This window comes from Anabaenopsis tanganyikae CS-531, assembly GCF_029891675.1.
Taxonomy (GTDB): Bacteria; Cyanobacteriota; Cyanobacteriia; order Cyanobacteriales; family Nostocaceae; genus Anabaenopsis; species Anabaenopsis arnoldii.
Window position 1 is genome coordinate 1 of the sequence record NZ_JANQDF010000105.1, and the last position, 25233, is coordinate 25233.

The 25233-nt window shown below is 42.2% G+C and carries 23 protein-coding genes; 12 read left to right on the plus strand and 11 right to left on the minus strand.

Going from position 1 to position 25233, the window contains the following annotated elements; genetic code table 11:
* Window position 1 precedes the first annotated feature (1 nt).
* A complete protein-coding gene (locus NWP22_RS10730; RefSeq protein WP_280801863.1) occupies window positions 2-1510 on the plus strand; it encodes an ATP-binding protein in 1509 nt (502 codons plus the stop codon).
* Here NWP22_RS10730 and NWP22_RS18365 read toward each other — a convergent pair.
* Together NWP22_RS18365 and NWP22_RS18370 are read right to left on the minus strand one after the other, a co-directional pair.
* Window positions 1497-3662, minus strand: a complete 2166-nt coding sequence (locus NWP22_RS18365) for a WD40 domain-containing protein (protein WP_280801864.1) — start codon at window positions 3660-3662, stop codon at window positions 1497-1499. The genes NWP22_RS10730 and NWP22_RS18365 overlap by 14 nt on opposite strands.
* Entirely contained in the window at window positions 3577-4299 is a 723-nt protein-coding gene (locus NWP22_RS18370; protein WP_280801865.1) for a protein kinase domain-containing protein, read from the minus strand. Before NWP22_RS18370 ends, NWP22_RS18365 begins: the two co-directional genes overlap by 86 nt.
* A gap of 375 nt (window positions 4300-4674) precedes the next feature.
* Here NWP22_RS18370 and NWP22_RS10745 point away from each other — a divergent pair, with 375 nt between their 5' ends.
* Complete coding sequence (locus NWP22_RS10745; protein WP_271730694.1) at window positions 4675-5943, plus strand: urease accessory protein UreH domain-containing protein; 1269 nt, start codon at window positions 4675-4677, stop codon at window positions 5941-5943.
* The gene (locus NWP22_RS10750; RefSeq protein ID WP_271730695.1) at window positions 5921-6541 is read left to right on the plus strand and encodes a hypothetical protein; all 621 of its coding nucleotides are present in this window, start codon (window positions 5921-5923) and stop codon (window positions 6539-6541) included. Before NWP22_RS10745 ends, NWP22_RS10750 begins: the two co-directional genes overlap by 23 nt.
* Before the next feature lie 52 nt (window positions 6542-6593).
* On the opposite strand, the gene galE is transcribed toward NWP22_RS10750, so the two are convergent.
* Complete coding sequence (galE, locus tag NWP22_RS10755) at window positions 6594-7598, minus strand: UDP-glucose 4-epimerase GalE (RefSeq protein WP_271730696.1); 1005 nt, start codon at window positions 7596-7598, stop codon at window positions 6594-6596.
* A 294-nt stretch (window positions 7599-7892) separates the two neighbouring features.
* On the opposite strand from galE, the gene fraI reads away from it, so the two are divergent.
* Window positions 7893-8633: a septal nanopore formation protein FraI gene (fraI, locus tag NWP22_RS10760; protein ID WP_271730697.1), complete on the plus strand. Its 741-nt coding sequence runs from the start codon at window positions 7893-7895 to the stop codon at window positions 8631-8633.
* A gap of 221 nt (window positions 8634-8854) precedes the next feature.
* Entirely contained in the window at window positions 8855-10606 is a 1752-nt protein-coding gene (locus NWP22_RS10765) for an ABC transporter ATP-binding protein (protein ID WP_271730698.1), read from the plus strand.
* 56 nt (window positions 10607-10662) lie between these two features.
* Here the strand turns inward: NWP22_RS10765 and NWP22_RS10770 are convergent, their stop codons facing one another.
* Window positions 10663-11397 (minus strand): DUF1995 family protein, encoded by a 735-nt coding sequence (locus NWP22_RS10770; protein ID WP_271730699.1) that lies wholly within the window; start codon window positions 11395-11397, stop codon window positions 10663-10665.
* A 304-nt stretch (window positions 11398-11701) separates the two neighbouring features.
* On the opposite strand from NWP22_RS10770, the gene NWP22_RS10775 reads away from it, so the two are divergent.
* Together NWP22_RS10775 and NWP22_RS10780 are read left to right on the plus strand one after the other, a co-directional pair.
* Window positions 11702-12916 carry a succinate--CoA ligase subunit beta gene (locus tag NWP22_RS10775; RefSeq protein WP_271730700.1) on the plus strand — a complete coding sequence of 405 codons (1215 nt, stop codon included), beginning with the start codon at window positions 11702-11704 and terminating at the stop codon, window positions 12914-12916.
* Window positions 12917-13037: 121 nt separating this feature from the next.
* Window positions 13038-13922, plus strand: coding sequence for a succinate--CoA ligase subunit alpha (locus NWP22_RS10780; protein ID WP_280801866.1), 885 nt, complete (start codon window positions 13038-13040; stop codon window positions 13920-13922).
* Between the two features lie 11 nt (window positions 13923-13933).
* On the opposite strand, the gene NWP22_RS10785 is transcribed toward NWP22_RS10780, so the two are convergent.
* Window positions 13934-15775: a tetratricopeptide repeat protein gene (locus NWP22_RS10785; protein ID WP_280801867.1), complete on the minus strand. Its 1842-nt coding sequence runs from the start codon at window positions 15773-15775 to the stop codon at window positions 13934-13936.
* Window positions 15776-15820: 45 nt separating this feature from the next.
* Window positions 15821-16606, minus strand: a complete 786-nt coding sequence (locus NWP22_RS10790) for an ABC transporter permease (protein WP_271730703.1) — start codon at window positions 16604-16606, stop codon at window positions 15821-15823.
* A 189-nt stretch (window positions 16607-16795) separates the two neighbouring features.
* Between NWP22_RS10790 and NWP22_RS10795 the strand changes: the two genes are divergently transcribed.
* The gene (locus tag NWP22_RS10795) at window positions 16796-17941 is read left to right on the plus strand and encodes a DegT/DnrJ/EryC1/StrS family aminotransferase (protein ID WP_280801868.1); all 1146 of its coding nucleotides are present in this window, start codon (window positions 16796-16798) and stop codon (window positions 17939-17941) included.
* Window positions 17942-18115: 174 nt separating this feature from the next.
* Here NWP22_RS10795 and NWP22_RS10800 read toward each other — a convergent pair whose 3' ends face one another.
* From NWP22_RS10800 to NWP22_RS10810, 3 genes are read right to left on the minus strand one after another with little or no spacing between them, the layout of a single operon-like run.
* Window positions 18116-18517, minus strand: coding sequence for a hypothetical protein (locus NWP22_RS10800; RefSeq protein WP_271730706.1), 402 nt, complete (start codon window positions 18515-18517; stop codon window positions 18116-18118).
* A gap of 35 nt (window positions 18518-18552) precedes the next feature.
* The gene (locus NWP22_RS10805; protein ID WP_280801869.1) at window positions 18553-18960 is read right to left on the minus strand and encodes a hypothetical protein; all 408 of its coding nucleotides are present in this window, start codon (window positions 18958-18960) and stop codon (window positions 18553-18555) included.
* Complete coding sequence (locus NWP22_RS10810; RefSeq protein WP_271730708.1) at window positions 18960-19823, minus strand: ATP-binding protein; 864 nt, start codon at window positions 19821-19823, stop codon at window positions 18960-18962. The genes NWP22_RS10805 and NWP22_RS10810 overlap by 1 nt, the downstream gene beginning before the upstream one ends.
* Before the next feature lie 185 nt (window positions 19824-20008).
* On the opposite strand from NWP22_RS10810, the gene NWP22_RS10815 reads away from it, so the two are divergent.
* Window positions 20009-21397 (plus strand): helix-turn-helix domain-containing protein, encoded by a 1389-nt coding sequence (locus NWP22_RS10815; RefSeq protein ID WP_271730710.1) that lies wholly within the window; start codon window positions 20009-20011, stop codon window positions 21395-21397.
* Here NWP22_RS10815 and NWP22_RS10820 read toward each other — a convergent pair.
* Together NWP22_RS10820 and NWP22_RS10825 are read right to left on the minus strand one after the other, a co-directional pair.
* Window positions 21394-21552, minus strand: a complete 159-nt coding sequence (locus NWP22_RS10820; protein WP_271730711.1) for an element excision factor XisI family protein — start codon at window positions 21550-21552, stop codon at window positions 21394-21396. The two genes, NWP22_RS10815 and NWP22_RS10820, sit on opposite strands and share 4 nt — an antisense overlap.
* A gap of 126 nt (window positions 21553-21678) precedes the next feature.
* Window positions 21679-22431, minus strand: coding sequence for a DUF561 domain-containing protein (locus tag NWP22_RS10825; RefSeq protein ID WP_271730739.1), 753 nt, complete (start codon window positions 22429-22431; stop codon window positions 21679-21681).
* Window positions 22432-22556: 125 nt separating this feature from the next.
* Here NWP22_RS10825 and NWP22_RS10830 point away from each other — a divergent pair, with 125 nt between their 5' ends.
* The 3 genes from NWP22_RS10830 to NWP22_RS10840 all read left to right on the plus strand — a co-directional run bounded on the left by NWP22_RS10830 (window position 22557) and on the right by NWP22_RS10840 (window position 25156).
* Window positions 22557-22688, plus strand: a complete 132-nt coding sequence (locus tag NWP22_RS10830) for a hypothetical protein (protein WP_271730712.1) — start codon at window positions 22557-22559, stop codon at window positions 22686-22688.
* Between the two features lie 91 nt (window positions 22689-22779).
* On the plus strand, window positions 22780-23643 hold the full coding sequence (locus NWP22_RS10835) for a Tab2/Atab2 family RNA-binding protein (protein ID WP_271730713.1): 864 nt from the start codon (window positions 22780-22782) through the stop codon (window positions 23641-23643).
* Between the two features lie 199 nt (window positions 23644-23842).
* Entirely contained in the window at window positions 23843-25156 is a 1314-nt protein-coding gene (locus NWP22_RS10840) for a TldD/PmbA family protein (protein ID WP_271730714.1), read from the plus strand.
* Window positions 25157-25233 lie beyond the last annotated feature (77 nt).

Genomic DNA, 25233 nt, shown 5'->3' on the forward strand with positions numbered 1-25233 from the left:
TATCCACTATACCCTACCCACCACTGAACGGTTACCAGAGTTAAAACGCCTGATTGAACAGCGCAATTACTTTGTCATCCATGCACCCAGACAAACCGGTAAAACCACTGCCATGCTCACCCTAGCACAGGAATTAACAGCCAGTGGTAAATATACTGCTGTCATGGTATCCGCAGAAGTAGGCTCACCCTTTCCCAATCAGCCAGAAATAGCAGAACAGGCAATTTTAGGTGCTTGGCGAGAGGCGGCAAGATTTTGGCTACCCAAGGAGCTAGAACCACCGGTGTGGCCAAATGCACTACCAGGACAACGGATAAATACTGCTTTAACTGCCTGGGCGGAGGCTTCTGTGCGCCCACTGGTGGTGTTTATTGATGAAATTGACTCCCTGCAAAATCAAACTTTAATTACTGTCTTAAGACAGTTAAGGGACGGTTTCCCCCGTCGTCCCCAAGGTTTCCCCCAATGTGTAGCCTTAATTGGGATGCGGGATGTACGTGATTATAAGGTAGCCTCCGGTGGTACTGATAGATTAAATACCTCTAGCCCCTTTAATATCAAGGTGCGGTCTCTGACTTTAAATAATTTCACTTTAGAAGATGTGAAAAGTCTGTATGAGCAACACACCCAAGCCACAGAACAAATATTTACCCCCGAAGCCATTAACCACGCCTACGATTTAACCCAGGGTCAACCTTGGTTAGTCAATGCTTTAGCTCAGGAAGTTACAGAGTATTTAGCAGAAGACGTAAATATCCCCATCACAGTAGACTTAATCAATCAAGCCAAAGATATACTAATTCAAAGGCAAGACACCCACTTAGACAGTTTAGCAGAGCGACTGCGGGAAGATAGGGTAAAAGCCATTATAGAACCTATTTTATCTGGGGAAGAATTACCCAACACCCCAGAAGACGATCGCCGTTATCTGTTAGATTTAGGTTTAGTGATTCGCAGTAAAGAAGGTGGGTTAAAGGTAGCTAACCCCATCTATCAAGAGGTCATCCCCAAGGTGTTATCCCAGGGTACTCAAGATAGTTTACCCATGATTCAACCTAGTTGGTTAACACCCACAGGGGAGTTAAACCCCCAAATCCTATTAGAAACCTTTTTAGACTTTTGGCGACAACACGGAGAACCATTATTTAAAAGTACCCCTTACCCAGAAATTGCGCCACATTTAGTATTAATGGCATTTTTACACCGCGTGGTTAATGGTGGTGGTAGCTTAGAGCGGGAATACGCCATTGGCTCCGGGAGGATGGATATATGTCTGCGTTATGGGGATGTAGTCTTAGGGATGGAATTAAAAGTATGGAAACAGGGTAAACCCGACCCCTTACAGCAAGGATTGGTACAATTAGATAAGTATTTATCAGGACTCAATCTAGATACGGGATGGTTAATCATATTTGACCGTCGCCCCGATTTACCCCCCATCAGCGATCGCACTACCACCGAAATAGCTCTAAGTCCCAAGGGGAGAAATATTACAGTCATTCGGGGGTAGGTTTAGATTTGTTGACGGTGGTCGGTGAGCGGAGTCGATAGCGATAGCGTGGCGTTAGCCATACCGTTGACGGTTGACGGTTGACGGTTGACGGTTGACGGTGAAAGACAAGAGCACGAATAGCGCGATTGTAGTAAGCATTAGCATAATTAGGATCAATCGCAATGGCTTTGTTATAATCAGCCAGCGCTAAATCCCATTTCTGCTGGTTATGGTAAACAAGACCGCGATTGTAGTGAGCATTAGCATAATTAGGATTAATTGCAATAGCTTTGGTGTAATCAGCCAGAGCTAAATCCCATTTTTTCTGGTCAAAGTAAACATTACCGCGACCAATATAAGCCTCAGCATAATTAGGATTAAGTCTAATAGCTTGGTTATAATCATCCAGCGCTAAATCCCATTTCTGCTGGTTATGGTAAACAAGACCGCGATTGTAGTAAGCCTCAGCATAATTAGGATTAATTGCAATAGCTTGGTTATAATCAGCCAGAGCTAAATCCCATTTCTGCTGGTTACGGTAAACAAGACCGCGATTGATATAAGCTTCAAAGGTCAAGGTTTCTTCTAGGTCATTGGGCGATCGCCACAGTTTGATAATGCTGTTGGGATTAGTGAGAAATAAACCATAACGCGTATAAGCATAAATCTGAGTTGCTATTAATCCCACTATGGCGCTAGTAGCTAATAATATTTTTACCCTATGGGGATTAGGTGCGGGAGTGGTTACAGGTTGGCTCTGGGGTGCAGTTGTCTTCACCGAAGTAGTAGAAAATGCCCCAAGCCACAGTTTGATAGTCTTGTCCTTACTCCCACTAGCCAGGGTTTGACCATCCGGGCTGAATGCTACAGACCAAACCGAGCTAGAATGACCGGTGAGGGTGTGGCGAACCTTACCTGTGGTCACATCCCACAGTTTGATAGTCTTGTCATTACTCCCACTAGCGAGGGTTTGACCATCCGGGCTGAATCCTACAGACCAAACCCAGTCAGAATGACCGGTGAGGGTGTGGCGAACCTTACCTGTGGTCACATCCCACAGTTTGATTGTGTTGTCATCACTCCCACTAGCCAGGGTTTGACCATCCTGGCTGAATCCTACAGAATTAACCGAGTTAGAATGACCGGTGAAGGTGTGGCGAACCTTACCTGTGGTCACATCCCAGAGTTTGATAGTGTTGTCATCACTCCCACTAGCCAGGGTTTGACCATCTGGGCTGAATCCTACAGACCTAACCAGGCTAGAATGACCGGTGAAGGTGTGGCGAACCTTACCTGTGTTCACATCCCACAGTTTGATAGTCTTGTCATCACTCCCACTAGCCAGGGTTTGACCATCCTGGCTGAATCCTACAGACCGAACCCAGTCAGAATGACCAGTGAAGGTGCGGCGAACCTTACCTGTCTGCACATCCCAGAGTTTGATAGTGTTGTCCCCACTCCCACTAGCCAGGGTTTGACCATCTGGGCTGAATGCTACAGACCTAACCCAGTTAGAATGACCAGTGAGGGTGTGTAGCTCTCTACCTGTCCTCACATCCCACAGTTTGATAGTCTTGTCATAACTCCCACTAGCTAGGGTTTGACCATCGGGGCTGAATCTTACAGAATAAACATAGCTAGAATGACCGGTGAGGGTTCTGGGTGAAAAGTTACCACTGGGTGAAGTTGTAACTTTTACTGATGGGGATGTTTGAGTCGTTCCACTGGTTACAGGTTGGCGCTGGGGTGCATAATTAGGAGGAGGGGGCTGGACTCTCACCCTCCCCGGAAAAATCTCAACGCCAATTTTACTAACGCGATCGCACCAATAGCAGCTACCATAACTTTGGCTATAGTAATGACTGTCAATCTGCTTACAGAGTATTAAACTTTGACTAGCAACTCTTAAGGCCTGGAACCATTCCTCGGCACTGGGGCGTAAATCAGGATTTTTATACCCATCATTAAAGCATCTGAGAAAACAACTTTTTACCTGTGGATGGAGAATTTCTAGGGGTATGGTTCTATCTACGGGTTCTAGTAACTGATGGTGAGAATATAGCCATATACCCCGACGGATATATTCACCGGGTTCTGGCGGTTCCCCTGCACCTTTCCACCTCCCTGCATACAGACTTTGACCACTGAATAATAACTGATATATAATCAATCATCCCCAAGCGAAATCGGTCATGGATTTCCGTTTGCTCAATGGTTGCAAAGTCCTGACCAATTAACTCCGGTGGTGTGTACTCAGGGGTTCCCACCAAACAACGGTAAACTTTACCAGTTTCAGGATGACGCACCTGAAAAGAATCTGTATCAATAATTGAAGGTAAAGCCTGATCATTGACTAAAATATTTTGCGGCTTAATATCACCTAATACATACCCTTTTTCGTGTAATGCCCCTATAATTGAGGCAATATTCCGGGCTGTGTAATGGAGAAACCGCCAATCAGCGGGTAGTTTACATATTTTGTTGCGACGTGTGGGGTTGTACACATCATAAATTTCTTTTCCCCCCCGAATTTCCCCCATTAAGAACCCCACCAAATCACCCTGAGCATTTTTGAGGACTGACCGAGGCCAAGCGAAAGAAATATGATTAATGTGGCGATTTGGATCAGGGGGTGGATAGTCGAGCATCACCGCTAACTTTTGCATTCGTTCCGGTGTGGAATGGTGATAAATTTTAGCTAAATAACCACTGTAATCAGTTCGCCAAACTTTGGCTTCACCACTATTAGCCAGTTCACTCAGGAGATTAATTGATTTACCGGTACTAGCACAAATTAGACGGGTCATAAGAGGAGTTACTTGGATGGCTGGGTTAATCAAGACAGCCACAAATACGGGATTCTTTACGAAAATCTCAGCCTAGCTTTTCTAGTTCCGTGAGCTTGTTGATATTCCAGGGAAGGATCTGCCTAATCGTCAACATAATCAAATACATGATCTTCGAGTCACACAGATCCCCGACTTCTGGACAAATTATATGAGATTATTCCAATTATGTAAGAAGTCGGGGATCTTACGCCCCCTCCAAAGATACCCCATAGCACCAACCAACCTAATATATTCTCTCACCCCGTCAGCCAAGTTTGACAGCTCGTCTTTTGACAAATCCCAGAACTTACGGTAAGTTTCCGCACTAGAAGAGTGCCTGCGGAATTTATCATAATGCTAGATTTGTCACTGATCACCATCCTGGGGTTACTGGGCAGTTTTGGGCATTGCTTTGGGATGTGTGGCCCTTTAACCGTGGCCTTTTCCCTCTCTCAGCAGCCAAGAACAGGAGCAACAGTTTCCCCCCAACTGACACCAGAAAAAAAAATACCCAATACCTGGCGACAACAATTAAAATTTCATTTCCTGTTAAACTTAGGGCGAATGTTCAGCTATGCCCTAGTTGGTGCTGGTATAGGGTCTCTGGGTTCTGTCTTACTCCAAGGTGGTCAGTTTGCCGGTGTAGGTAGTGATTTCCGGCGTTGGATGGCAATTATTACCGGATTAATGCTGATTTGGTTTGGTTTAGGACAAGTAACACCGGATTTACTACCGCGCATCCCCGTATTACATCCGTTACTCAAAGGAAGTTTACATGAGCGTCTGAGTCTAGGGATGCTGCAACTTTCCCATCAAAACAGATGGTGGACACCCATACTTTTAGGCATGACCTGGGGTTTAATGCCCTGTGGTTTCTTATATGCTGCTCAGATTAAAGCTGCGGAAACAGGCAATTTATGGATGGGTGCTGCCACCATGCTAGCTTTTGGCCTGGGAACCCTACCCACTATGCTAGGTGTGGGTGTTTCCACCTCCTTGGTAAATAAAGACCAGCGCAGTCAATTATTTCGCTTAGGCGGCTGGGTAACACTCACCATTGGCGTACTAACTTTGTTACGGACTGGCGACACCATGGTAGATTATACTGGACACGCCGCCTTACTCTGCTTAATCTTGGCACTAATTGCCCGTCCTATAAGCCGCCTGTGGGCTTCACCCTTGCGTTACCGTCGCGGTTTGGGTGTGGGTGCTTTTGTCCTGGCTGTGGTGCATACCACCCACATGATGGCACATTCATTGCAGTGGCAATTGGCAGCGTTCTGGTTCTTACCGCCGGATTTTCGCTGGGGTATGGCTGCGGGTGCTGCAGCTTTAGTGTTAATTACCCCCGCCGCCTTGACAAGTTTTGAATCACTGCAAAAATATTTGGGTAAACTTTGGCGACAGATTCATCTATTGAGTTTACCAGCTTTACTTTTAAGTTCTATTCATGCTGTATTGATTGGTTCCCATTATTTAGGTTCCTTGCAGTTAACATGGGGCAATCAATTAGCGGTAGTATTACTAGGAACTGTTACCGTGGGCGTGTTATTGGTGCGCTCAAGTTGGTTTTGGTCAAAGTTAAATATACAAAAGTTTTATGTACCCCCAAGCAAATCCTAGTTACTGGTATGGTAACAAACCAAGAATTATCTATTACTTGTTATTTTTGACTTGCTTAGTTATATCAATAATTACAGGTCATCCTCTGTTTGCTCATCAAGTGCAAATAGCTGAAGATGTGGGTGCTACTCTCCACATGGAACCAAATGACCAGCCTCGTGCTGGGGAACTTACCCAAGCTTGGTTTGCTTTGACTCGTAAAGGTGGTCAGGTGCTTCCTTTGACAGAGTGTGATTGTGAATTATTGATTTATGCTCAACCTTATGTACCCGGAGAACCAGCCCTCATAGCACCCGATTTAGAACCGGTGACGGCTGAACGTTATCAAGGTATTCCCGGTGCTGAAATTATGTTCCCTAAGCCAGGACGGTATCAGCTACAGCTAATCGGTAAACCTACCACTGAGGGCAGTTTTAAACCATTTAAATTTGAGTTTGACGTGACTGTAGCTAGGGGAACAGCTATAAATGCAGTCAAACAAACCAATAATACACCCACTCAAGATGTGAATGTCAGGTCACGGTTAAGTATTACCGTGCTAGGCCTGGTAATTGTTATGACTTTGGCTATTGGATTTATGATACTTCGGGTAAGGTAACCTCAAGAGGAGGTATTGCAATACCTCCTAGAATATTCCGAAAACCCTGTAATTACATATACATATGTCGCTGTTGATGCCACTGCCAAGCATGAGTGACAATATCTTTAATCCCAGGGTATTGAGGTTGCCAATTGAGCATTTTTCTGGCTTTCTCACCACTACCAATCAGAGAAGGGGGATCACCGGGGCGGCGATCGCATTCTGCCACTGGTATACTCATACCAGTAACTTCTGCTGCGGCTGCAATCACTTCTCTGACGGAGAAGCCATTACCATTACCCAAGTTAAAAACTTCGCTCTCCCCACCCTCTAAGAGATATTGCAAACCCAAAACATGGGCATCTGCCAAATCACTGACGTGAATATAATCACGAATACAAGTACCATCAGGGGTGGGGTAATCCGTGCCAAAAATAGAAATAGAATTTCTTTTACCCAAAGCTGTGAGCAGCACCAAGGGGATTAAGTGGGTTTCTGGTTGATGATCCTCCCCTAGTAAGCCACTCGGATGAGCACCAGCTGCATTAAAGTAGCGAAACCGTACTGACTTCAAACCATAAGCCACATCAAAGTCAGAAAGAATCCGCTCTACCATCAGCTTACTAGCCCCATAGGGGTTAATGGGGTTTTGGGGGTGGTTTTCCGGTATAGGTACGATTTCCGGGACTCCATAGGTCGCACAGGTGGAAGAGAAGACAAATTTTTTAACAGATGCAGCCAGCATCGCCTCTAACAGCGTCAAAGTACCCATAACATTGTTACGGTAATATTTAGCCGGGTCAGTCACAGACTCACCTACGTAGGCATAGGCGGAGAAGTGCATAACAGCAGTAATATTGCGGGTTTTAAATAAGGCATCCAACAAAGGGCGATCGCCTGTATCCCCCACTACGAGTTCTACCTGCAACACCTTTTCCACCAAATCTTGATGCCCATAAACCAGATTATCAAGTATGACAACTTCATAACCCGCTTGCTTAAGAGCCAATACAGTATGAGAACCAATATATCCAGCTCCCCCCGTTACTAAGATGCTCGGCCTTGCAGAAGACATAGTTTTTCCTTGGGAATTGACAACCATTCAATTAATTTAGTTTACTGATGCCACATTACCCATCCGAAAAATGACAAATAATAGAGGCAGTATGAAAAAATTGGACTAAAATCACTACGAGGTCTTAGGCTGGGTGTATTTGCTCTCAAGTAATAGTACGATTACAATTTGACGATAAAATACATCTTCTGTCGGTGAATCTCTAGACTGATCATTACGTGTATGTCAGTTACTCATGGGGGAAACTCCTATTTGAAACTGGCTTACAGCCCCAAAAAATTTGAGAGTTAATCTATGTTTCTATTACTAAGCCGAGTACTGCTATGGCTGCTGATTGGCACTGTTGTATACTCCTTGTTTCAGAGGTTTTATCCTTCGGGAACCTTTATCGGGAGATTAGTTTTAGTCGTTGTTTTGATTGTCATAGCCTTGTCGTTTATTAACCCTAACGAACCAGCTGTGGCATCTTTGTGGAAGGTAGTATCATTTCCCCTCAAGCCTTTGGGCGCTTCTATTTTACTAATGATGTTTGCCGCCCAGAAGATTAAGGGGGGCGGGATAGAAAAACCAGGCGGTTATTTGCTCGGTTGGTCGCTGACAATTTTACTGTTGGCAAGTACACCAGCGATCGCCTACTTTTTGGTCAGGGTACCCATAGCAACATTAGGATATACCAACTTAGCAACACAGGAATTTATTCAGGATTCTAGAGTAGTTTCATCCATGAGACCCAATACTAATTCTGTAGAGGCTCTGGTGGCATTGCGACCAGCAACTGCACCCCCGATAATTTCTGATGTGGTGGGGAATAATATCTTGTTCAATCAAGAACAAAGTCATACAAATATAGCCTTTAATTCTTTGGGTGTGAATGTTTCACCTTACCTAGCCCAAACTCGTCCAGACAGCACTCGCGGCTTGCGAATTGAGGACTTTGTACCCAGTGCGGAAACCCTGCAACTGACAACCCAAGTATGGGAAAGTTATCTCAACCAGATTTACTTTTTCTTGCGTGGTGACCAAGCACCTCGCTAAAGCTGAAAGTGCAAAAATAGGAATCACCGAATAATGAACCACAGATATTTGATCATATTTATCCGTCAGCATCTGTGGTTTAATCTGAAAAATATTGACTTGCTGCTTGATTGGCTTCTCTATTCGCTAAAGTAGGATAGGGCGGATTGCTGAAATTCCCATAACATCAGAGATTTATCAGCAGTTGATCCCCAGGATAATTAAGTTGCAATATCGCTTTAATGGCAGAATCTCGACGACTGGCTAAAATCGGTGCTTATTTACGTCCCCATTGGCGGGAAACTACATTAGGCATTCTTGCTTTATTATCTGTCAATGGGCTGGGTGTTTATATTCCCTGGTTGATTCGTTCAGCCATTGACCAACTTTCGGCTAGCTTTAATTTCAACCAAATATTATATTATGTAGTCCCAATTGTCTTGCTCACTTCCGCCATGTGGCTCATCCGTATGGCTTCGCGGATTTGGCTGTTTGGGGTGGGGCGACAGGTAGAATTTGACCTGAAACAACGCATTTTTGAACACCTACTCAAGCTGGAACCCGCTTATTTTGTCACTAATACTGCTGGAGATTTAATTAATCGGGCCACCAGTGATGTAGACAACGTGAGGAGGTTGGTGGGTTTTGCTGTACTGAGTTTAGCAAATACTATCTTTGCCTATGCTCTCACCCTACCAGTAATGTTAAGAATTAGTGTCAATCTTACACTGGCTTCTTTGGCTGTGTATCCTTTCATGTTCTGGTTAGTACATCTATTTAGCAATCGTCTCCGTAAGGAGCAAGCTGTAGTACAAGAAGAACTATCCGACATCAGTGAACTAATTCAAGAGGACATTAGCGGTATTGCTCTAATTAAAATCTACGCCCAAGAAGACAATGAGCGTCGAGCTTTTGGTCAAAAGAACCAGCAGCTATTGGCGGCTAACCTACAACTGGCTAAAAGCCGCAATATACTGTTTCCTTTAATTGGTGGTTTAGCTAATCTCAGTTCTCTGGTAATCATCTGGCTGGGAAGCTTACAAATCTCTACGGGAACTCTGGCTGTAGGAGATTTTTTGGCCCTGCTGATTTATGTAGAACGTTTAGTGTTTCCCACAGCTTTATTAGGTTTTACGATTACAGCTTATCAACGTGGTGAAGTGAGTATTGACCGCCTGGAGTCTATTCTGTCTGTAACACCGAAAATTCAAGACGCACCGGATACTGTACATTTGCCCAAGAATGAGATTAAAGGAGAAATCAGGGCCATTAATCTCAGCTATACCTACCCTGGTGCCAGTACTGCGGCTTTAGATAATATCAGCTTTACTATTTTTCCTGGGGAAACACTGGCCATTGTGGGGGCCATTGGTTCTGGTAAATCAACTTTAGCTAATGCCTTACCGCGTTTGTTAGATATTCCACCGGGGCAATTGTTCCTCGATGATGTCGATATTACTAAGATATCATTGGCGGATTTACGTCAGTCCATCGCCTATGTTCCTCAAGATAGTTTTTTGTTTAGCACTACAATTAAGAATAATATCCGCTACGGTGACCCAGTCGGTGAATTACAACTCATAGAGGATGTTGCTAAAATAGCCCAAATTGATGGCGAAATTAGGAATTTTCCCCAGGAATATGAAACCATTGTGGGGGAGCGGGGTATAACTCTTTCTGGAGGTCAACGACAACGTACCGCCTTAGCTAGGGCGATGTTGGTGGAGGCTCCAATCCTAATTTTAGATGATGCCCTTTCCAGTGTAGATAATCAAACTGCTACAAAAATTATACGTAATCTTACCAGTAAAGGCAGTCGCAAAACCATAATTTTCATCACTCATCAGCTATCGGCGGCGGCGACGGCTGACCGGATTTTTGTGATGGATAAGGGCAAAATTGTCCAAATAGGCAATCACTCAGAACTATTGCAAACAGATGGTCTTTACAAAAAATTGTGGCATCAGCACCAGGTAGAAGAGTTACTACATTGAATTTCAACCACAGATACAGACAATCTACATCTGTGGTTGATTTTTCTGATTTCAGATTAACTACTCAAAGCCTTCAAGAAGCGTTGTAAACTCTTCAACACACTCGGCTTTTTCGGCGGTACACCATCCTGAAGTGTTTGTGGTTGTCCTTGGATGACAATCATATCCAACTCATCACCTGTTGGTCTTTTGGGTAATTCCGCCACTTTTTCATACTCGCCATTTGTTTCTACCCAGACCTCCCATAGTCCAGGATAGCAGCGAAATACAGCAGTGGTATCATCCACAGGACGCAGGTAGTAACAAGATTCAATGGTACTAATAAAACGCTGGCGGGTTTGCCTAGCTGTATAACCAATACCCACAACCCCTGAATCTTCCAGGCGGGGATTTAACATCACAAAAGGTCGATCGCCTATCTCTTCGCATAACTTTTCCACCTGGGGAACTTCTACAGAGGAGGGGGAAATAAATAAGAAAATTTGATCATCTGGGTGAATTTTCGATTGTAGGGAGGCCGCCCTACCTGTACCGATATCCAAAATTGTAAATGGTGTATCCTGCCAATCACGGTTAGCCAGGGCCGCAGCACCAGCATCGGCAAAGAAAACTTTCAGACGGGAATCATATTTGGCAAACACCGGCAAAAATTCCGCCGCCACGGGCATCAGTTTTAGTTCTGGGAACAGAAAATCAACTTGTAAGCGAGTGTACCCGTCTGTAAGGGCGGCTTGGGTGGCCATGCGAGATTGAGCGATGGCTTCTTCCAGACTTTTGGGAAGTTCAGGCATAGTTTATATATGAATCTAGCTTCTACTTCCATTGTTTCAGTCTTTTTGGCAACGGCAACACCAGAGTTTTTTACTTACTTACTAAATTAATGAGTAAATAATAACTTTTTATAGTACAGTATTCATATTCCCATCTAAAAAAATACATTGGCATTCTGGATATAATCCGATAGAATTAATACATAATGAATAAATTACTTTAAATAACACGAAAGCAGCTTAATTATGTAATTCTAGTGCTATGAACAGTTAAAACCAGCACCGAGAAAATGCTTTTGGAAGTGTAAATATAGGGTGCAAGTATATGGAGCTATTGGAGTACCAAGTTAAAGAGTGGTTTGGGAAAATAGGCATTCCCGTATTGCCTTCCCAACGAATTGACCATCCTACAGATTTGAAAAGGTTAAAAATTCCCTACCCGATTGTACTGAAGTCCCAAGTATACACGGGAGAAAGGGCGAAAGCTGGTGGGGTGAGGTTTGTAGAAACAACAATTGACGCGATCGCAGCGGCACAGACTATATTTAATTTGCCAATTTGGGGCGAGTTACCGGAAGTTATACTAGGAGAATCCCAGTATATAGGGGAAAAAGAATTTTATCTAGCAGTAGTCTTAGATACTGCTGTGTGCCGACCAGTGCTTTTAGGCGGCACGGAAGCGGATATCGACTGGGAATCCCCAGGGCAAAAAATGCATCACGTTGTGGTTGAACAGGAATTTTCTGCTTTCTATGCGCGGCGACTGGCGTTAAAAATGGGTTTACGCGGAAAATTAATCCAGTCTGTCAGCTCTGTAGTTGACAAAATGTATCAGTTATTTATCCAAAAAGACTTGGATTTGGTGGAAATTAGTCCCTTAGCCGTAAATGCTTCAGGTGAAGTTATGGCTCTCAATGGTAAAGTCAGTATCAATGAACGGGCCATCGGCCGCCATCCAGATTTGGAGGAAATAGCCGTAAAAACAGCTAACCGTCATGGTAGAAGTACCATCAACCCTCAGTTAGGTAATTGGGATGGTTTAGAACTGCATGGTAAAATTGGCATTTTGGCTAATGGTACTGGTTCCATGATGGCTACCTTGGATTTAGTCACTAGTGCAGGTGGTAAACCTGGTAGTTGTCTGAACCTGCGCCATGCTTTGCTCACAGATGTTTCACCGACAACTTTCTGCGATCGCCTTGCTAAAGGCTTAAATTTTTTAGCCGCTGACAAGAGTGTTCAAGTTATACTACTAAACCTAATCGGTGGTGTAACTGAGACCAAGGAAGTAGCGCAAATCATTAGCAATTTTATGCAGCAGGACAACCGCGAAGTTCAATCAGCAAGTGTAGCTTGTAGCACCAAAACTCGCCGAGGACATCATTTTCCGCGTTTGGTTGTCCGCATTGCTGGATCTGAGTTCGCTGCGGCTCAAAAATTGTTAGGGCGATTAAATACTAAACCTGATGCTCTGATAGTACTGGAAAATTTAGATGAGGCAGTGGCAACATCTGTGAGTTTTACCAAACGTGATGGGTAAAGCCTTTGGTTTTTTCTGGTTTACTTACTCATGAGGTCAGAATTTTTTCACCACAGATGTAGAAGCTCCTGTAGGGTACACAGATGAACACAGATAATTGCTAAAGCTACTAAAATGTTTTATGAACTTAACACCAGATAGTAAGGTATTAATTGAGGGCTTTTCTGAATTTATTTCAGCAAATCATATTGCTCAAATGCAAGCTTATGGTACAAATTTGGTTGCTGGTGTCAATCCCGGATGTGGTGGACAGCAACTGTACAATCTGCCAATCTTCGATTTAGTGGAAGAGGTGGTGGAAGAATTCGGCGCAATTGATACAGCAATTATCTGCGTACATCCGTACCAAGTTTTAGATGCAGCCTTAGAAGCGATCGCCTCTCATATCAGTCAGATAATTATCATTTCAGGTGGGGTACCACCTTTGGATATGGTGCAATTACTCCGTCATTCAGAAGCGGGTGAAACCTTGATAGTAGGTCCCAACAGTCCGGGAATTATCGTACCGGGTAAAATTCTTTTGGGTACTCAACCCAGTGAATTATATAGACCAGGACCGGTTGGTATCGTTAGCCGCAGCAGTACCCTCACATACGAGGTTGCTTGGGAACTAACTAAAGCTGGTTTAGGGCAATCCATTAGTGTGAGTATTGGTAGTGATGCGATCGTCGGTTCATCCTTTCTGCAATGGCTGCAAATTCTCGATGAAGATGAAACCACACAAGCGATCGTTTTAGTCGGTCAACCCGGTGGCGATAGTGAAGAAGCAGCAGCAAAGTATATTGCTGAAGCCATTGATAAACCAGTCATTGCTTATATTGCAGGTAGACACGCACCAAGACCAAAAAATTGGCGACAAAGTGGCACCTTGGCTACAGTTATTGGACGTGAGCCTAATTTTGGCACCGCACAAAGTAAATTAGCTGCTTTTGAAGCCGCAAAAGTGACTGTTGCTGAACGTCTTTCTCAGATTCCAGAATTGGTTAAAAAGGCGATGAAGTCTTGATTGAGTAAATATCACATAGTTTCCTCGTACCTTCCTAACAATTGGGGGATGTAATCATATCCATCTACACCAATAATCGCAATCATTTTGGTGCGATTTTGCTGTAGTAGATGTTGGAAAGCTTCGTCTCCTATTTGACCCCGTAAAATTGCCAGTAACCCTGCTGGTTGTCTCCATTCACTAGAAGCAATTTGCTCTAACAGATACATTCCTAAGCTACCAGTATAAATAGCTTTTTCTGAGTTTTGTAAGTTATAATAAGCTTCAGATAAGTAAGCTAAATTCCGACCCTGGAGATATAAATCTCCAGCAACTTGGGCTGTCTTAAACCCATTTTCTAAATAGGGAATTGCCGCGGATGATTGACCGATAACTAAATAGGCAATACCTAAGCTACTAAAACATAGGGCTTTACTTTGAATATCGCCTAATTGTTCTGATAACTTTAACCCTTGTTCTAAATAATTAATAGCTGTTTCATAAACCTCTGTTTCTGTTTGTTCTAGCTGTTGCGCCTCCATAACTTGGCTGTAACCTAAATTTACCAGCGCATTGGCTTGTGCTGTCCTTTCCCCTCCTTGGCGACTCAGCATTAATGCTCGTTGACTGTAGTTAATGGCCTGAGCATAATTTTTCTGTTGTACATAGGTACGACTCAGGTGGTTGAGATTGGCCAGTTCACAGGGGAGGTCGCCGGCGTTTCTAGCGATCTCCAGTGCTTGCTGGTGAAACGCAATAGAACGCTCATATTGTCCTAAAGCCCGTTGTGAATAGCCTAAAAGGGTGATAATTCTAGCTTTTTGCTGATTTCCCTCTACTCGTCGCAGTGGTTCATCGAGATAATCCAAAGCATCCCGTAAGTAACCACCAGAAAAAGAGGCAAAAATGCCACCATACAGGGGAAAATAGGGACGCTGGGCAAAGTGGCGCAGGATCTGGAGCATAACCAGAGAGCAGCCATGACTGTATATGGGTTGATGATTAAAACCAGTTGCTAACTGGCTCCAAATGACTGCAAAGGTTAAAAATGTAGAAATCGATAACTTTGATCCTGCTTGGACATTGTAAGCCTGTTGGTCAAACCAGTTAACTAAACCTCGTTGCAGGTATTGTAAAATTAATCCTAGTTCTACCCAGTCACTCAGGCTGATACGCCCTTGCTGTTGTGCAAATTCCCACACAGATTGTTCCCTTGCTAGGGCGCGAAACAGTGCTTGACATACATTACTATTAACCTGCTTTGCCCAAGTTGCCCAAGGACCACTTTCTGTGGGAACCCCACCAAAACCTAATTGTTGATTGCTTTCATACATCCAGCTAACTAGGTGCTCTTGTAGTCGTTCCCAGTTAGCTAAACCGCGGGTAATTCCCTGGGAGATTTCCTGTAAGTCAGTATCTACCTGAGCAAATTGTTGTAAACCTGTGGCTAACTGCTTTGTTGACTGTATATTTAGTGGTTGCTTTTGATTGGGGTCGATAACACGTAAAAAAATCGTCAGACGTTCATCTGTAGCGGCCGTGGTAATTTCTTTAATTGCGCTTGCGATCGCTTCTGTGGTTTGATAGTGCTGGGAATATCTTTGCCATTGAGTTTGAATAGTTTTCACCGCTCTCAATTTACGGTTGGCTTTGGCTTTTTTCAGTTCATCTGTTTGAGAATCAACTTGGCTTTGAATGCTACTAAGGCGATCGCTCAATACCAGTTCAAATATTTCTCCGGTTCCCGCCTTTATTTTATTTTGCAATATTTGATATACCATTTCTACAGAGCTAATTTTGCCCTGGAGGGTAGATTCCACAATTTCATCAATTAAAGCGAGATAGCTATCCCGTATTGGCACAGATTCAGACACTTTAGCTCCTGGGGAAGGTAAACCCCTATTCTAACAAAATCGCCATCAATCCCCAGGGGTCACCAACTGGGCAGCAGAATTAAAGAACTGACGATATAATCCTCTGGTGACTAAAATACTTGTCAGCAAGTTAGCCATGGCCACCATAAAGATAATTACAATTTCGTAGTATACAGCATCAAGGGGACTAATTCCGGCGATTAACTGTCCCGTGGTGATTCCCGGAATAGCCACCATACCCATGAGCATCATTTGATTGAGAGTTGGTAAAAATGCGCTTCTGATGGCTTGTTTCCGGTATTGGCTAACTGCTTGGTGGGGAGTCGCACCTAAGCTCAAGTGTGTTTCTATTTCCACATACTGTGAGTTCAGAGTGCTAACAAGACGTTCCCCGGCGATCGCCGCTGCATTCATCGCATTACCTAATACTATCCCTGCTAGAGGAATTACATAACGGGGTTCATACCATCTGTCCGGTTGAATAATCAAGAAGTTAGTATAAATAACCGTCAAAGCTGTACTAATTAAAATTGCGCCCCATACCAAAGGTAAAACCAGGGGAATTTTCACACTGATGCGATTTCTGGCCACCATAGCTGTAATAGTCAAGATTACTGCTAAAATCGCCAAAACTCCCCAAACATTATCCAAAGCAAAGATGAAGTCTAAAACGTATCCTAATACGAGTAGTTGTAAGATAGTTCTACCGGTAGCCATGGCTAAGTTTAACTCTAGTCCTAACCTTTCCCAGGTAGATAAACCGATAGCTATAGCCATCAATCCCACCGCAATCACTAAATCAACCAAATCCAGCTTAATTAAATCCTGCATAGGTTATTCATCTCCCACAGCCTGACTGCTTAACAATGATATTCTCAACCATACAATAATTCCAGTAAAAACCCAGCTTTGATGGGTATCCGTGGCGACCTCTTGACCAAGTTGTTTGATAAAATTGAACAAGCGTAAAAATTGGCTGTCCCAGTGCATCCTTTGTATTTTCAGAGCAAATGAAAACTTATGATCCAGAGCCTAAATTCCGTCCCTGCCTTTGATATTCAGCACCAATACGCTACCATTGCAGCAGAAGTGAGTGCTGCGGTTTTAGAAGTTTTAACTTCTGGGCGTTATATTGGTGGCCCTGTAGTAGAAAGCTTTGAGCAACAGTTTGCTACCTATCATGGGACTAATCATTGTATAGCGTGCAACTCAGGTACTGATGCTCTCTACTTAGCTTTACGAGCTCTGGAAATTGGTACAGGTGATGAAGTGATTACCACACCTTTTACCTTTGTGGCCACGGCTGAAGTTATTAGCGCAGTGGGTGCAACACCAATTTTTGTGGATATTGACAGTAATACTTTAAATATTGACTTGCAGCAAGTAGCAGCAGCCATTACACCTAAAACCAAAGCCATTATCCCAGTGCACTTATTTGGTCAACCGGTAGATATGACAGCACTCATGGCCATCGCTAAGTCTCACAATTTAGCAGTGATTGAAGATTGCGCTCAAGCCACAGGTGCAACCTGGGATCATCAAAAAGTTGGTAGCATAGGAGATATTGGCTGCTTTAGTTTCTACCCTACTAAGAATCTTGGCGGGTGCGGTGACGGTGGAGCCATTACTACCAATGATCCTCAACTAGCAGCAAAATTGCGGATACTCAAAGAACATGGGCAGAAAAATCGCTATTACTACGAAGAAATTGGTATAAATAGTCGCTTAGATAGTCTGCAAGCGGCTATTTTGCAAATTAAACTCCGTTATCTTGATACTTGGAATCACCAACGACGGGCGATCGCCGCTTATTACCAGCAGTTTCTCAGTCAAATTCCAGGCGTTATTGTCCCCCAAGAATTACCCGGGGGGTTGAGTGTATGGAATCAGTATACTATTCGCATTTCCAGCACTGGGGGAATAGTGCGCCCCAACTACCGAGACTGGGTGCGGGGTCAACTCCAAGAACGGGGGGTAAATTCCATGGTTTATTATCCCCATCCCTTACATTTACAGCCAGTATATCAATATTTAGGCTATCAGCCGGGACAATTACCAGTAGCTGAGTTAGTTTGTCATCAGGTGTTATCTTTACCCATGTTCCCAGAACTCACCCAGTTACAGCAAGACCAGGTGATTTATGCTCTGAAAGACAGCTTGGGGTAGAGAAGTATTACTCAGAGGTTGTTTGATAAGTTTTCAACAGGTAATTTTTATCTTAGGAAACAGGGAACAGGGAACAGGGAACACACCGACCACACAAGAAACAATAAAATCCAGTCACCTTTCCCTTATCAAGGGAAAGGTGAGGGTGGGGTCAAACAATAGTTGATACACTAATCATGACTTGACAAACATCCTCAGTTCAACACGCCCTTCCTTTTGTAGTTCTTCTAAAATGTCAGAGGGAATATTAATTACTCGTTTAACTTTTGCATCAATTGTGTTGAAAAAAGTCTTATCATCTTTCTCAGTATATGTCCGAATTTCCATTAAGTTACGTTCATCATCCAAGATAAGACGACTGCCAAGAACTTTATCACCCCTGGATTTCATATCTCTGTGTATCTGTTTTACATCTTCTTCAATTAATTCAAAATTTAACAATCCGTTTTTAACACAGACTAAGCTAAAAGTTTCGTTTGATCCTTCCTTAACTGCGTCTGCAAGTTGCTTAAGGATGCTTGTAATATTGTTGCATAGCTTACTAAACTTCTCTTGAAGAATTTCTTGTTTATCCATGATTAACTATCTCCTAAGTTTGCTGTTGCATAAGTTTAAGTCTCATCTTTAGTTTGCTGTTGCATAAGTTTAAGTCTCATCTTTTCGTCAAGTTGATTATCCAGGTCAGAAGGAATTTGATCACGAGTAATTTCTTGCCGTTTGACATGACGAGTTGTAGCACCAGTGTAAATATTTCGAGACAAAACTTCTATTTCCCTATAAATAAGAGTTTCTTCTTTTACAAGATAAACAACTGCATCTGATGTAACTTCAATTGCATAATTTATGGCATCAAGGATATAGCCTAGCATTCGACTAGCCCATTCCTTTATTTCATCCCAAAAATAACCAACAGTTGATCGAGCCAAAAAGCTTCCTATAATGATTCCCCAAGTAATTGGACCAATTGGCATAAAATTTTTTCTCCATGATTTTCTAATTTTGATACAAGCAACTAACATTAATTAGCTTCGCGTAACAATACTTTTCTCTTGTGCCTATTTTTTATTTCATTGTAAGTTTCAATCTCTTCTCTTACTAAAGCCTCATCAATGCTTTTTACCTTTCCAGTCAGTAGTTTCAAGCCTAATTTAATAGTGATATTTTTGATATCACCACCACAAAGACCATCACTAATATTTGCGAGATCCTCATAACTTACTTCTTTGGGTACTTTTTGCGATAGATGAAATCTCCATAACTGTTCTCTCATTGCTAAATCTGGAGCTAAAAACTGTATATTGAAAAGTATCCTTCTCAAAAAAGCCTCATCATAGTTATCAAAAAGATTTGTTGCAAACACAATAATCCCATTGAATTTATCAAGGAGAGTAAGCAAGGTACTTTTGGCTGAGTTCACACCATGATCAGCAGCTTGTGATAGATTAGAGATTCTTCTACTGAGAACAGCATCAGCTTCATCAAAAAATAGTAAGCTTTTTGTTTCTTCTGCCAGTTTGAAAACTGATGCTAAGTTATCAGATGTTCCTCCTACAAAAGAAGATTCCAGTTCACCATAGTTAACTTTAATGATTGGCATTTCAAGTTTACGAGCAATTGCCTCGGCAGTTATACTTTTACCTGTACCTGGTATGCCAAAAAAGTTAATGCTCAAAGCACTTCCTGTTTTCAGAAACCGATTAAACTCCCAATCATTCAAAAGTTTATCTCTGTTTTTTATGTAAGCAACCATCTGGTCTATTTGCTCAAGGGTGCTTTTGGATAGTGCCACTTCTTCAAGTGTCCACTTCGGCTGCTCTACTAAAGTCTGCGCTTTTTCTTGCTTCTTTGACTTGTCGCTCTGTTTGACAATTTCATACTTCATATTCAAACTTATTGCATTTGACTAAAATACACAATGCCAGAATTTAAGTATTTTCAACAATCTGATAAAATCTGATTTAATCGGTATTTCTATTACAAAATACTAAGAAAAAAACCGGAATAGTTCGGAAAAAAGGGGATCACATTTAGCTATAATGGTTAAAAACCATACCATGTATAGCTTTTATGACTGTAAACGAAGTTGTAAAATTTGTTGATCAGATAGTCTTTGATAAAACTGGAAAGCATCTAGATGATATTCAAACTGCTGTAATTGCAGGAACATGGGAAAGACAAACCTATGATGATATTGCACAAAAACACAATGTTACTAAAAATCATATAGGTGATGTAGGTTCTGAACTATGGCAACTTTTATCTAAAGCATTAGGTGAAGATATTAAAAAAAATAATTTTCGTTCTACATTAGAAAGAGTATATATTAAATCATCTGAAAATTCTAATATCTATAATATAAATGGTAGTAATAATTATTTTTATCATCCACAAACACTAACTCATCCTAATAGACAAAATCAAGAACCTAATACAAATAATCAACCTAAATTATCTTACCATGATCTCACCCTAGCACCCCAAATCATCAAATTTCACAACCGAGAAACCGAACTGCAAACCCTAACCCAATGGATATTAAACCAAAACACCCGCTTAACCTCCATCTTAGGAACATCAGGAATAGGTAAAACCACCCTAGTAAAAAGATTCATAGATTTAAACATCGATAAATTTGAAATCATTATCTGGAAAAGTTTAAAATATCCCAAATCTCTAAATTTACTGATTGATGATTTATTGCAAGTCTGTAAACAAGAACCTGAAAAAAATCTAGACGATAAAATCAAACAACTATTTAATATTCTCACCAACAACAAATGTTTAATCATCCTTGATGATATCCAAAACCTCTTTATTCCTGGTAAACTTGCGGGAAAATATCAACCAGAATATCAAGATTATCAAACCCTATTCAAACTTGTTACAGAAACCCAACATCAAAGTAATATTATATTAATTAGTCAAGAACAATGTCCAGAAATGGAATCTTTAGATCCAGAATTATATCCCATAAAATCTTTAGAACTTTCAGGTTTATATCATCCCGATATTCTCCAAAATACGGGATTAAAAAATCAGGATATTTGGTTAAATTTAATCAAATTATATGCAGGTAATCTAATGCTTTTAAAAAGTATTACCGTCTTAATCGCTAAAAATTATGATGGTGAAGTAGCTGAATTTTTAGCAGAGAATACTTTACATATTACCCAACAAATGCAGTCTTATTTTCAAGAGACTTTTAACCGTTTATCACCTATAGAACAACAAATAGTATTACAACTGAGTAAATTTGAAAAACCTATTTCCCGAGAAGAATTAAGACAAAGTTTAATACAAAAAAGTTTAACGCAAAACTTAAATTTATCCTCAGTTGATTTTAATAACGGTTTACAATCTTTACAACAACGGTATTTAGTACGTAAACAGAAAGAAGATAAAGTCATGTTTTCATTATCTTCCGTTTTTCGGGAATATGTGAGAAATTTAAACTAGATCCCCGACTTCTTTCCTGTATAAACAACCTGATAATGATCCCGTTCCTTGTCAAAAATCAGTTGCGTTTCTACCTCATGATCCGATGGACTTCCCTGAGCATATTCAGTTAATAAAGTTTGGATATATGTACGATATTGTTCTATTTTTTCCATGTTACAATCACCTCGGTGAATTGTAGAACTTATTTGAGTCCTACCTAGTCCATGGCCTCAGCGCTGCTGCTTTAGCAGCAACGCATGGGTACAGATGCAATTATTCCCTGAGAATCAGATCTGAAATTAAATAATTGCTCTGGTGTTAGCACTAGCTAAAGCTTCAACTAAACCCCGCACCGCAGCAATCATCGCCACTTCACTGTTAAGTTGATTAATTGCAGAACCAACACCAACCCCAGCAGCACCAGAAGCTATAGCTAAAGGTGCGGTGACGCTGGAAATACCGGAAGCACACAGTACAGGTACACAAACAGCGCGGGAAATTTCATAAGCTGCGGCTAAAGTGGGGGCGGCTTTTTCAATTAACCCCAAAGTTCCAGGGTGTGTAGGTTGACTGCTGGTACCGCCTTCGGTTTGGATAATATCTGCGCCCGCCTTGACTAGTTCCTCTGCTAGATGTACTTGTTGATCTAGTTCTAGGATGTGGGGAACTGTCACAGATAGGGTAATTTCTGGTAACAGGGCGCGGGTTTGGTGAGTCAGTGCTAAAACTTCCTCAGCGGTAAATTTCCGTCCTTGGGCGTAAAAACTATCAAAATTACCAATTTCAATTAAATCAGCACCAGCGTTGACCGCTAAGACAAATTTTTCTGGTTCAACTGCTGATACACAAACCGGTAAATTAATCAAGTTTTTAGCCATCTGGACTAAATCAGCATCGGCGGCGATATCGACAAAAGTCGCACCACCCAGTTCAGCTGCTTTGATAGTAGCAGCTACGCGATCGCGATCAAAGTTATTCAAGCCGCTAATAACTTTGAGTACACGGCGGTCAGCAAAGGCACTTTGGAGAGTAGAATGGGGATAGATTGTCATAGTTTTTCTATTCACGAATAAATCAGACCTATTTTAACGTTACTGAGTTACTAGTAATCGGAGATCCGGGAAAATCCCCTGTTTGCCCAACAAAAAACTTTACCGAGGTTTTAGAGATCGGGGTCATGACTGACATTAGCGCGATCGCAGTTTCTTCGGGAACCATTGGTAAACTCCAAGAGTGGTTAGTTTCAAGTTTTGCAGCCCAGGTATTGCGTCAAAGCAGGTATCCTGTAAAGTTTTTCCCTTGGACGTGATCACTAATTACTCGACTGGTTTGCACCCCATTCCCTCTTAAGATAAAAATATCAAAAAATATCAAGTCGCCAGAATTTTACGGAACCAAACATGAGTAGTATTTGGGAAATTGATTTTTACTCTCGTCCAATTTTAGATGAAAAGCAGAAAAAAGTTTGGGAAGTCTTAATATGCGAAAGTCCGTCGGATATTCGCACCAAACCGGAATCTTTATTTCGTTATGCCAAGTATTGTCCCAGTACTCAGGTAAATTCGGTTTGGTTGCGGACTGCGTTACAGGAGGCCATTGACAAGGCTGGGGAAGCACCAATCAAAATCCGCTTCTTTCGCCGTCAAATGAACAATATGATCACTAAAGCTTGTCAGGATGCGGGTATCCCCGCTCAAGCTAGCCGCCGGATTTTAGTTCTCAATCAATGGTTGAAACAGCGAATGGAGGAGGTTTATCCTCAAGAACCCGGATATCAACAGGGAACCAATGCATCGGTGCGTTTAGACAGCCCTTTACCCCAACGGTTACCCGATGCTTTAGAGGGCGAACAATGGGCATTTGTTAGCCTACAAGCTGCTGAATTTGCTGATATGCCAGAGTGGGATATTGGTTTTGGTGAGGCTTTTCCCTTAGAACTGGCCAATGTCTCCCCAGAAACTCGCATTCCCGGTGTGTTAATTTTTTCACCCAGAGCCTTACCTATAGCGGGGTGGATGTCCGGTTTAGAGCTGGCTTGCTTGAACTTTGACACTAAACAAGGGCAAAGATTAATTTTAGAAACTGGTGCTACTGAAAGTTGGATTTTGGCTAATATCAACAACCCCCAAACTTTAGCAGAAGCCAAAGGTTACGAAAAAGCCAAACAAGAAGCTAATGGAGTGCATTTTATTGGTGTCCAGTCTGATCCTCAAGCAGAATCTTTTACCGGATTTTGGCTGCTGCAAAATTTAAATTTGGGCTAATTTAAATCTGGGCTAATTGGGGGGGGGATTTTTGACCAACGAAAAAACATAATATCAGTATATATTCATACAACCAGATAATTTTAGCAAAATTTTCTCGGTGCAGACAACGCGGATAGGTACCAATGATTTGGGATAATTATCTGCGTTGATTCATTTGCTCGCTGACAAATCCAAACACGACAATTGATCGAGGGTCATGGGTTCTGAAAATTTCTCACAAGACACCCTAGCAGAACATCTGCTAGAACTAGCTATTAAATCGGGAGCGGAAGCAGCAGAGGTCTATCAGTCGCGATCGCTTTCTCGTCCTGTCTTTTTTGAAGCTAACCGTCTCAAACAGGTAGAAACCAGCGAATCTGAAGGTACAGCACTACGACTATGGCGCGATGGGCGACCGGGACTAACCGTAGCTTATGGTTGTGTCTCTCCACAAGCAATGGTAGAACGCGCTCTAGCCTTAAGTCGTATCAGTATACCGGAACCAGTAGATTTAGTCAATAATTATCGGCCAAATTACCCAGATATAGGTCACTCTGTATCCTTAGAAGTATTAGTAAATTGGGGGAGAGAGGCGATCGCTCTCATCCGTGATGTCTATCCCGATGTGCTTTGCAACAGTGACTGGGAATGTGATGTGGAAACTACCAGACTTTGTAATAGTGCAGGTTTAGATTGTTACTACACTGACACTACTCTCAGCTCCTACATGGCTGCGGAATGGGTCAAGGGCGATGATTTTTTGAGTGTGGCTGATGGAGAAACCCAGAGGGATATTCTGCACCCGCAAAAATTAGCTGATCAAATTTTACAAAGATTAGATTGGTCTATAAACAACGTCCCACCCCCCATGGGTAGGGTTCCCGTCTTGTTTACCTCTAAGGCTGCTGATATGCTTTGGGGAACCGTACAAGCGGCTTTGAATGGTAAGCGGATTTTAGAATTAGCTTCCCCCTGGGTAGAACGCCTAGGTCAACAAGTCATCTCCCCTAGTCTCACCCTCTACCAAGATCCCCAAGCAGGTCCCTATAGTTGTCCTTTTGATGATGAGGGTATTCCCACTAGTACTGTAGTTTTTATCCAAAACGGAATTTTACAGAATTTCTATTGCGATCGCACCACAGCCAACAAACTGGGTATTAATACCACCGGTAATGGGTTTCGTCCTAGTTTTGGCAGTTATCCTAGTCCTGGCTTATTTAATTTCTTGATTCAACCTGGTTCGGCATCGCTACAAGAACTAATTCATCAAATGGATGAGGGATTAATTGTAGATCAAATGCTCGGTGGTGGCAACGGTATTTCTGGTGACTTTTCCATTAATGTTGATTTGGGCTATCGGGTCAAAAACGGTGAGATCATTGGGCGTGTTAAGGATACCATGGTGGCAGGTAACGTTTACACAGTTCTCAAACAACTAGTAGCATTAGGTAGTGACGCAGATTGGAATGGGTCTTGTTATACCCCATCCTTGATAGTAGAAGGATTATCTACAATTGGTAAAGTGTATTGAAAAACCATGATTAGATTTAGCCAGGAGAGTCGAACCCCTGGCTAGGAGAAACCACCGATTCTCAACCTGAATAGGTT

Excerpts from the sequence above, each read along its gene's own strand:
- NWP22_RS18370 (WP_280801865.1), bottom strand. The coding sequence starts at position 4,299 with ATGACCCGTCTAATTTGTGCTAGTACCGGTAAATCAATTAATCTCCTG.
- NWP22_RS10745 (WP_271730694.1), top strand. The coding sequence starts at position 4,675 with ATGCTAGATTTGTCACTGATCACCATCCTGGGGTTACTGGGCAGTTTT.
- NWP22_RS10750 (WP_271730695.1), top strand. The coding sequence starts at position 5,921 with ATGTACCCCCAAGCAAATCCTAGTTACTGGTATGGTAACAAACCAAGA.
- galE (WP_271730696.1), bottom strand. The coding sequence starts at position 7,598 with ATGTCTTCTGCAAGGCCGAGCATCTTAGTAACGGGGGGAGCTGGATAT.
- fraI (WP_271730697.1), top strand. The coding sequence starts at position 7,893 with ATGTTTCTATTACTAAGCCGAGTACTGCTATGGCTGCTGATTGGCACT.
- NWP22_RS10765 (WP_271730698.1), top strand. The coding sequence starts at position 8,855 with ATGGCAGAATCTCGACGACTGGCTAAAATCGGTGCTTATTTACGTCCC.
- NWP22_RS10770 (WP_271730699.1), bottom strand. The coding sequence starts at position 11,397 with ATGCCTGAACTTCCCAAAAGTCTGGAAGAAGCCATCGCTCAATCTCGC.
- NWP22_RS10775 (WP_271730700.1), top strand. The coding sequence starts at position 11,702 with ATGGAGCTATTGGAGTACCAAGTTAAAGAGTGGTTTGGGAAAATAGGC.
- NWP22_RS10780 (WP_280801866.1), top strand. The coding sequence starts at position 13,038 with ATGAACTTAACACCAGATAGTAAGGTATTAATTGAGGGCTTTTCTGAA.
- NWP22_RS10790 (WP_271730703.1), bottom strand. The coding sequence starts at position 16,606 with ATGCAGGATTTAATTAAGCTGGATTTGGTTGATTTAGTGATTGCGGTG.
- NWP22_RS10795 (WP_280801868.1), top strand. The coding sequence starts at position 16,796 with ATGATCCAGAGCCTAAATTCCGTCCCTGCCTTTGATATTCAGCACCAA.
- NWP22_RS10800 (WP_271730706.1), bottom strand. The coding sequence starts at position 18,517 with ATGGATAAACAAGAAATTCTTCAAGAGAAGTTTAGTAAGCTATGCAAC.
- NWP22_RS10805 (WP_280801869.1), bottom strand. The coding sequence starts at position 18,960 with ATGTTAGTTGCTTGTATCAAAATTAGAAAATCATGGAGAAAAAATTTT.
- NWP22_RS10810 (WP_271730708.1), bottom strand. The coding sequence starts at position 19,823 with ATGAAGTATGAAATTGTCAAACAGAGCGACAAGTCAAAGAAGCAAGAA.
- NWP22_RS10815 (WP_271730710.1), top strand. The coding sequence starts at position 20,009 with ATGACTGTAAACGAAGTTGTAAAATTTGTTGATCAGATAGTCTTTGAT.
- NWP22_RS10820 (WP_271730711.1), bottom strand. The coding sequence starts at position 21,552 with ATGGAAAAAATAGAACAATATCGTACATATATCCAAACTTTATTAACT.
- NWP22_RS10825 (WP_271730739.1), bottom strand. The coding sequence starts at position 22,431 with ATGACAATCTATCCCCATTCTACTCTCCAAAGTGCCTTTGCTGACCGC.
- NWP22_RS10830 (WP_271730712.1), top strand. The coding sequence starts at position 22,557 with ATGACTGACATTAGCGCGATCGCAGTTTCTTCGGGAACCATTGGTAAA.
- NWP22_RS10835 (WP_271730713.1), top strand. The coding sequence starts at position 22,780 with ATGAGTAGTATTTGGGAAATTGATTTTTACTCTCGTCCAATTTTAGAT.
- NWP22_RS10840 (WP_271730714.1), top strand. The coding sequence starts at position 23,843 with ATGGGTTCTGAAAATTTCTCACAAGACACCCTAGCAGAACATCTGCTA.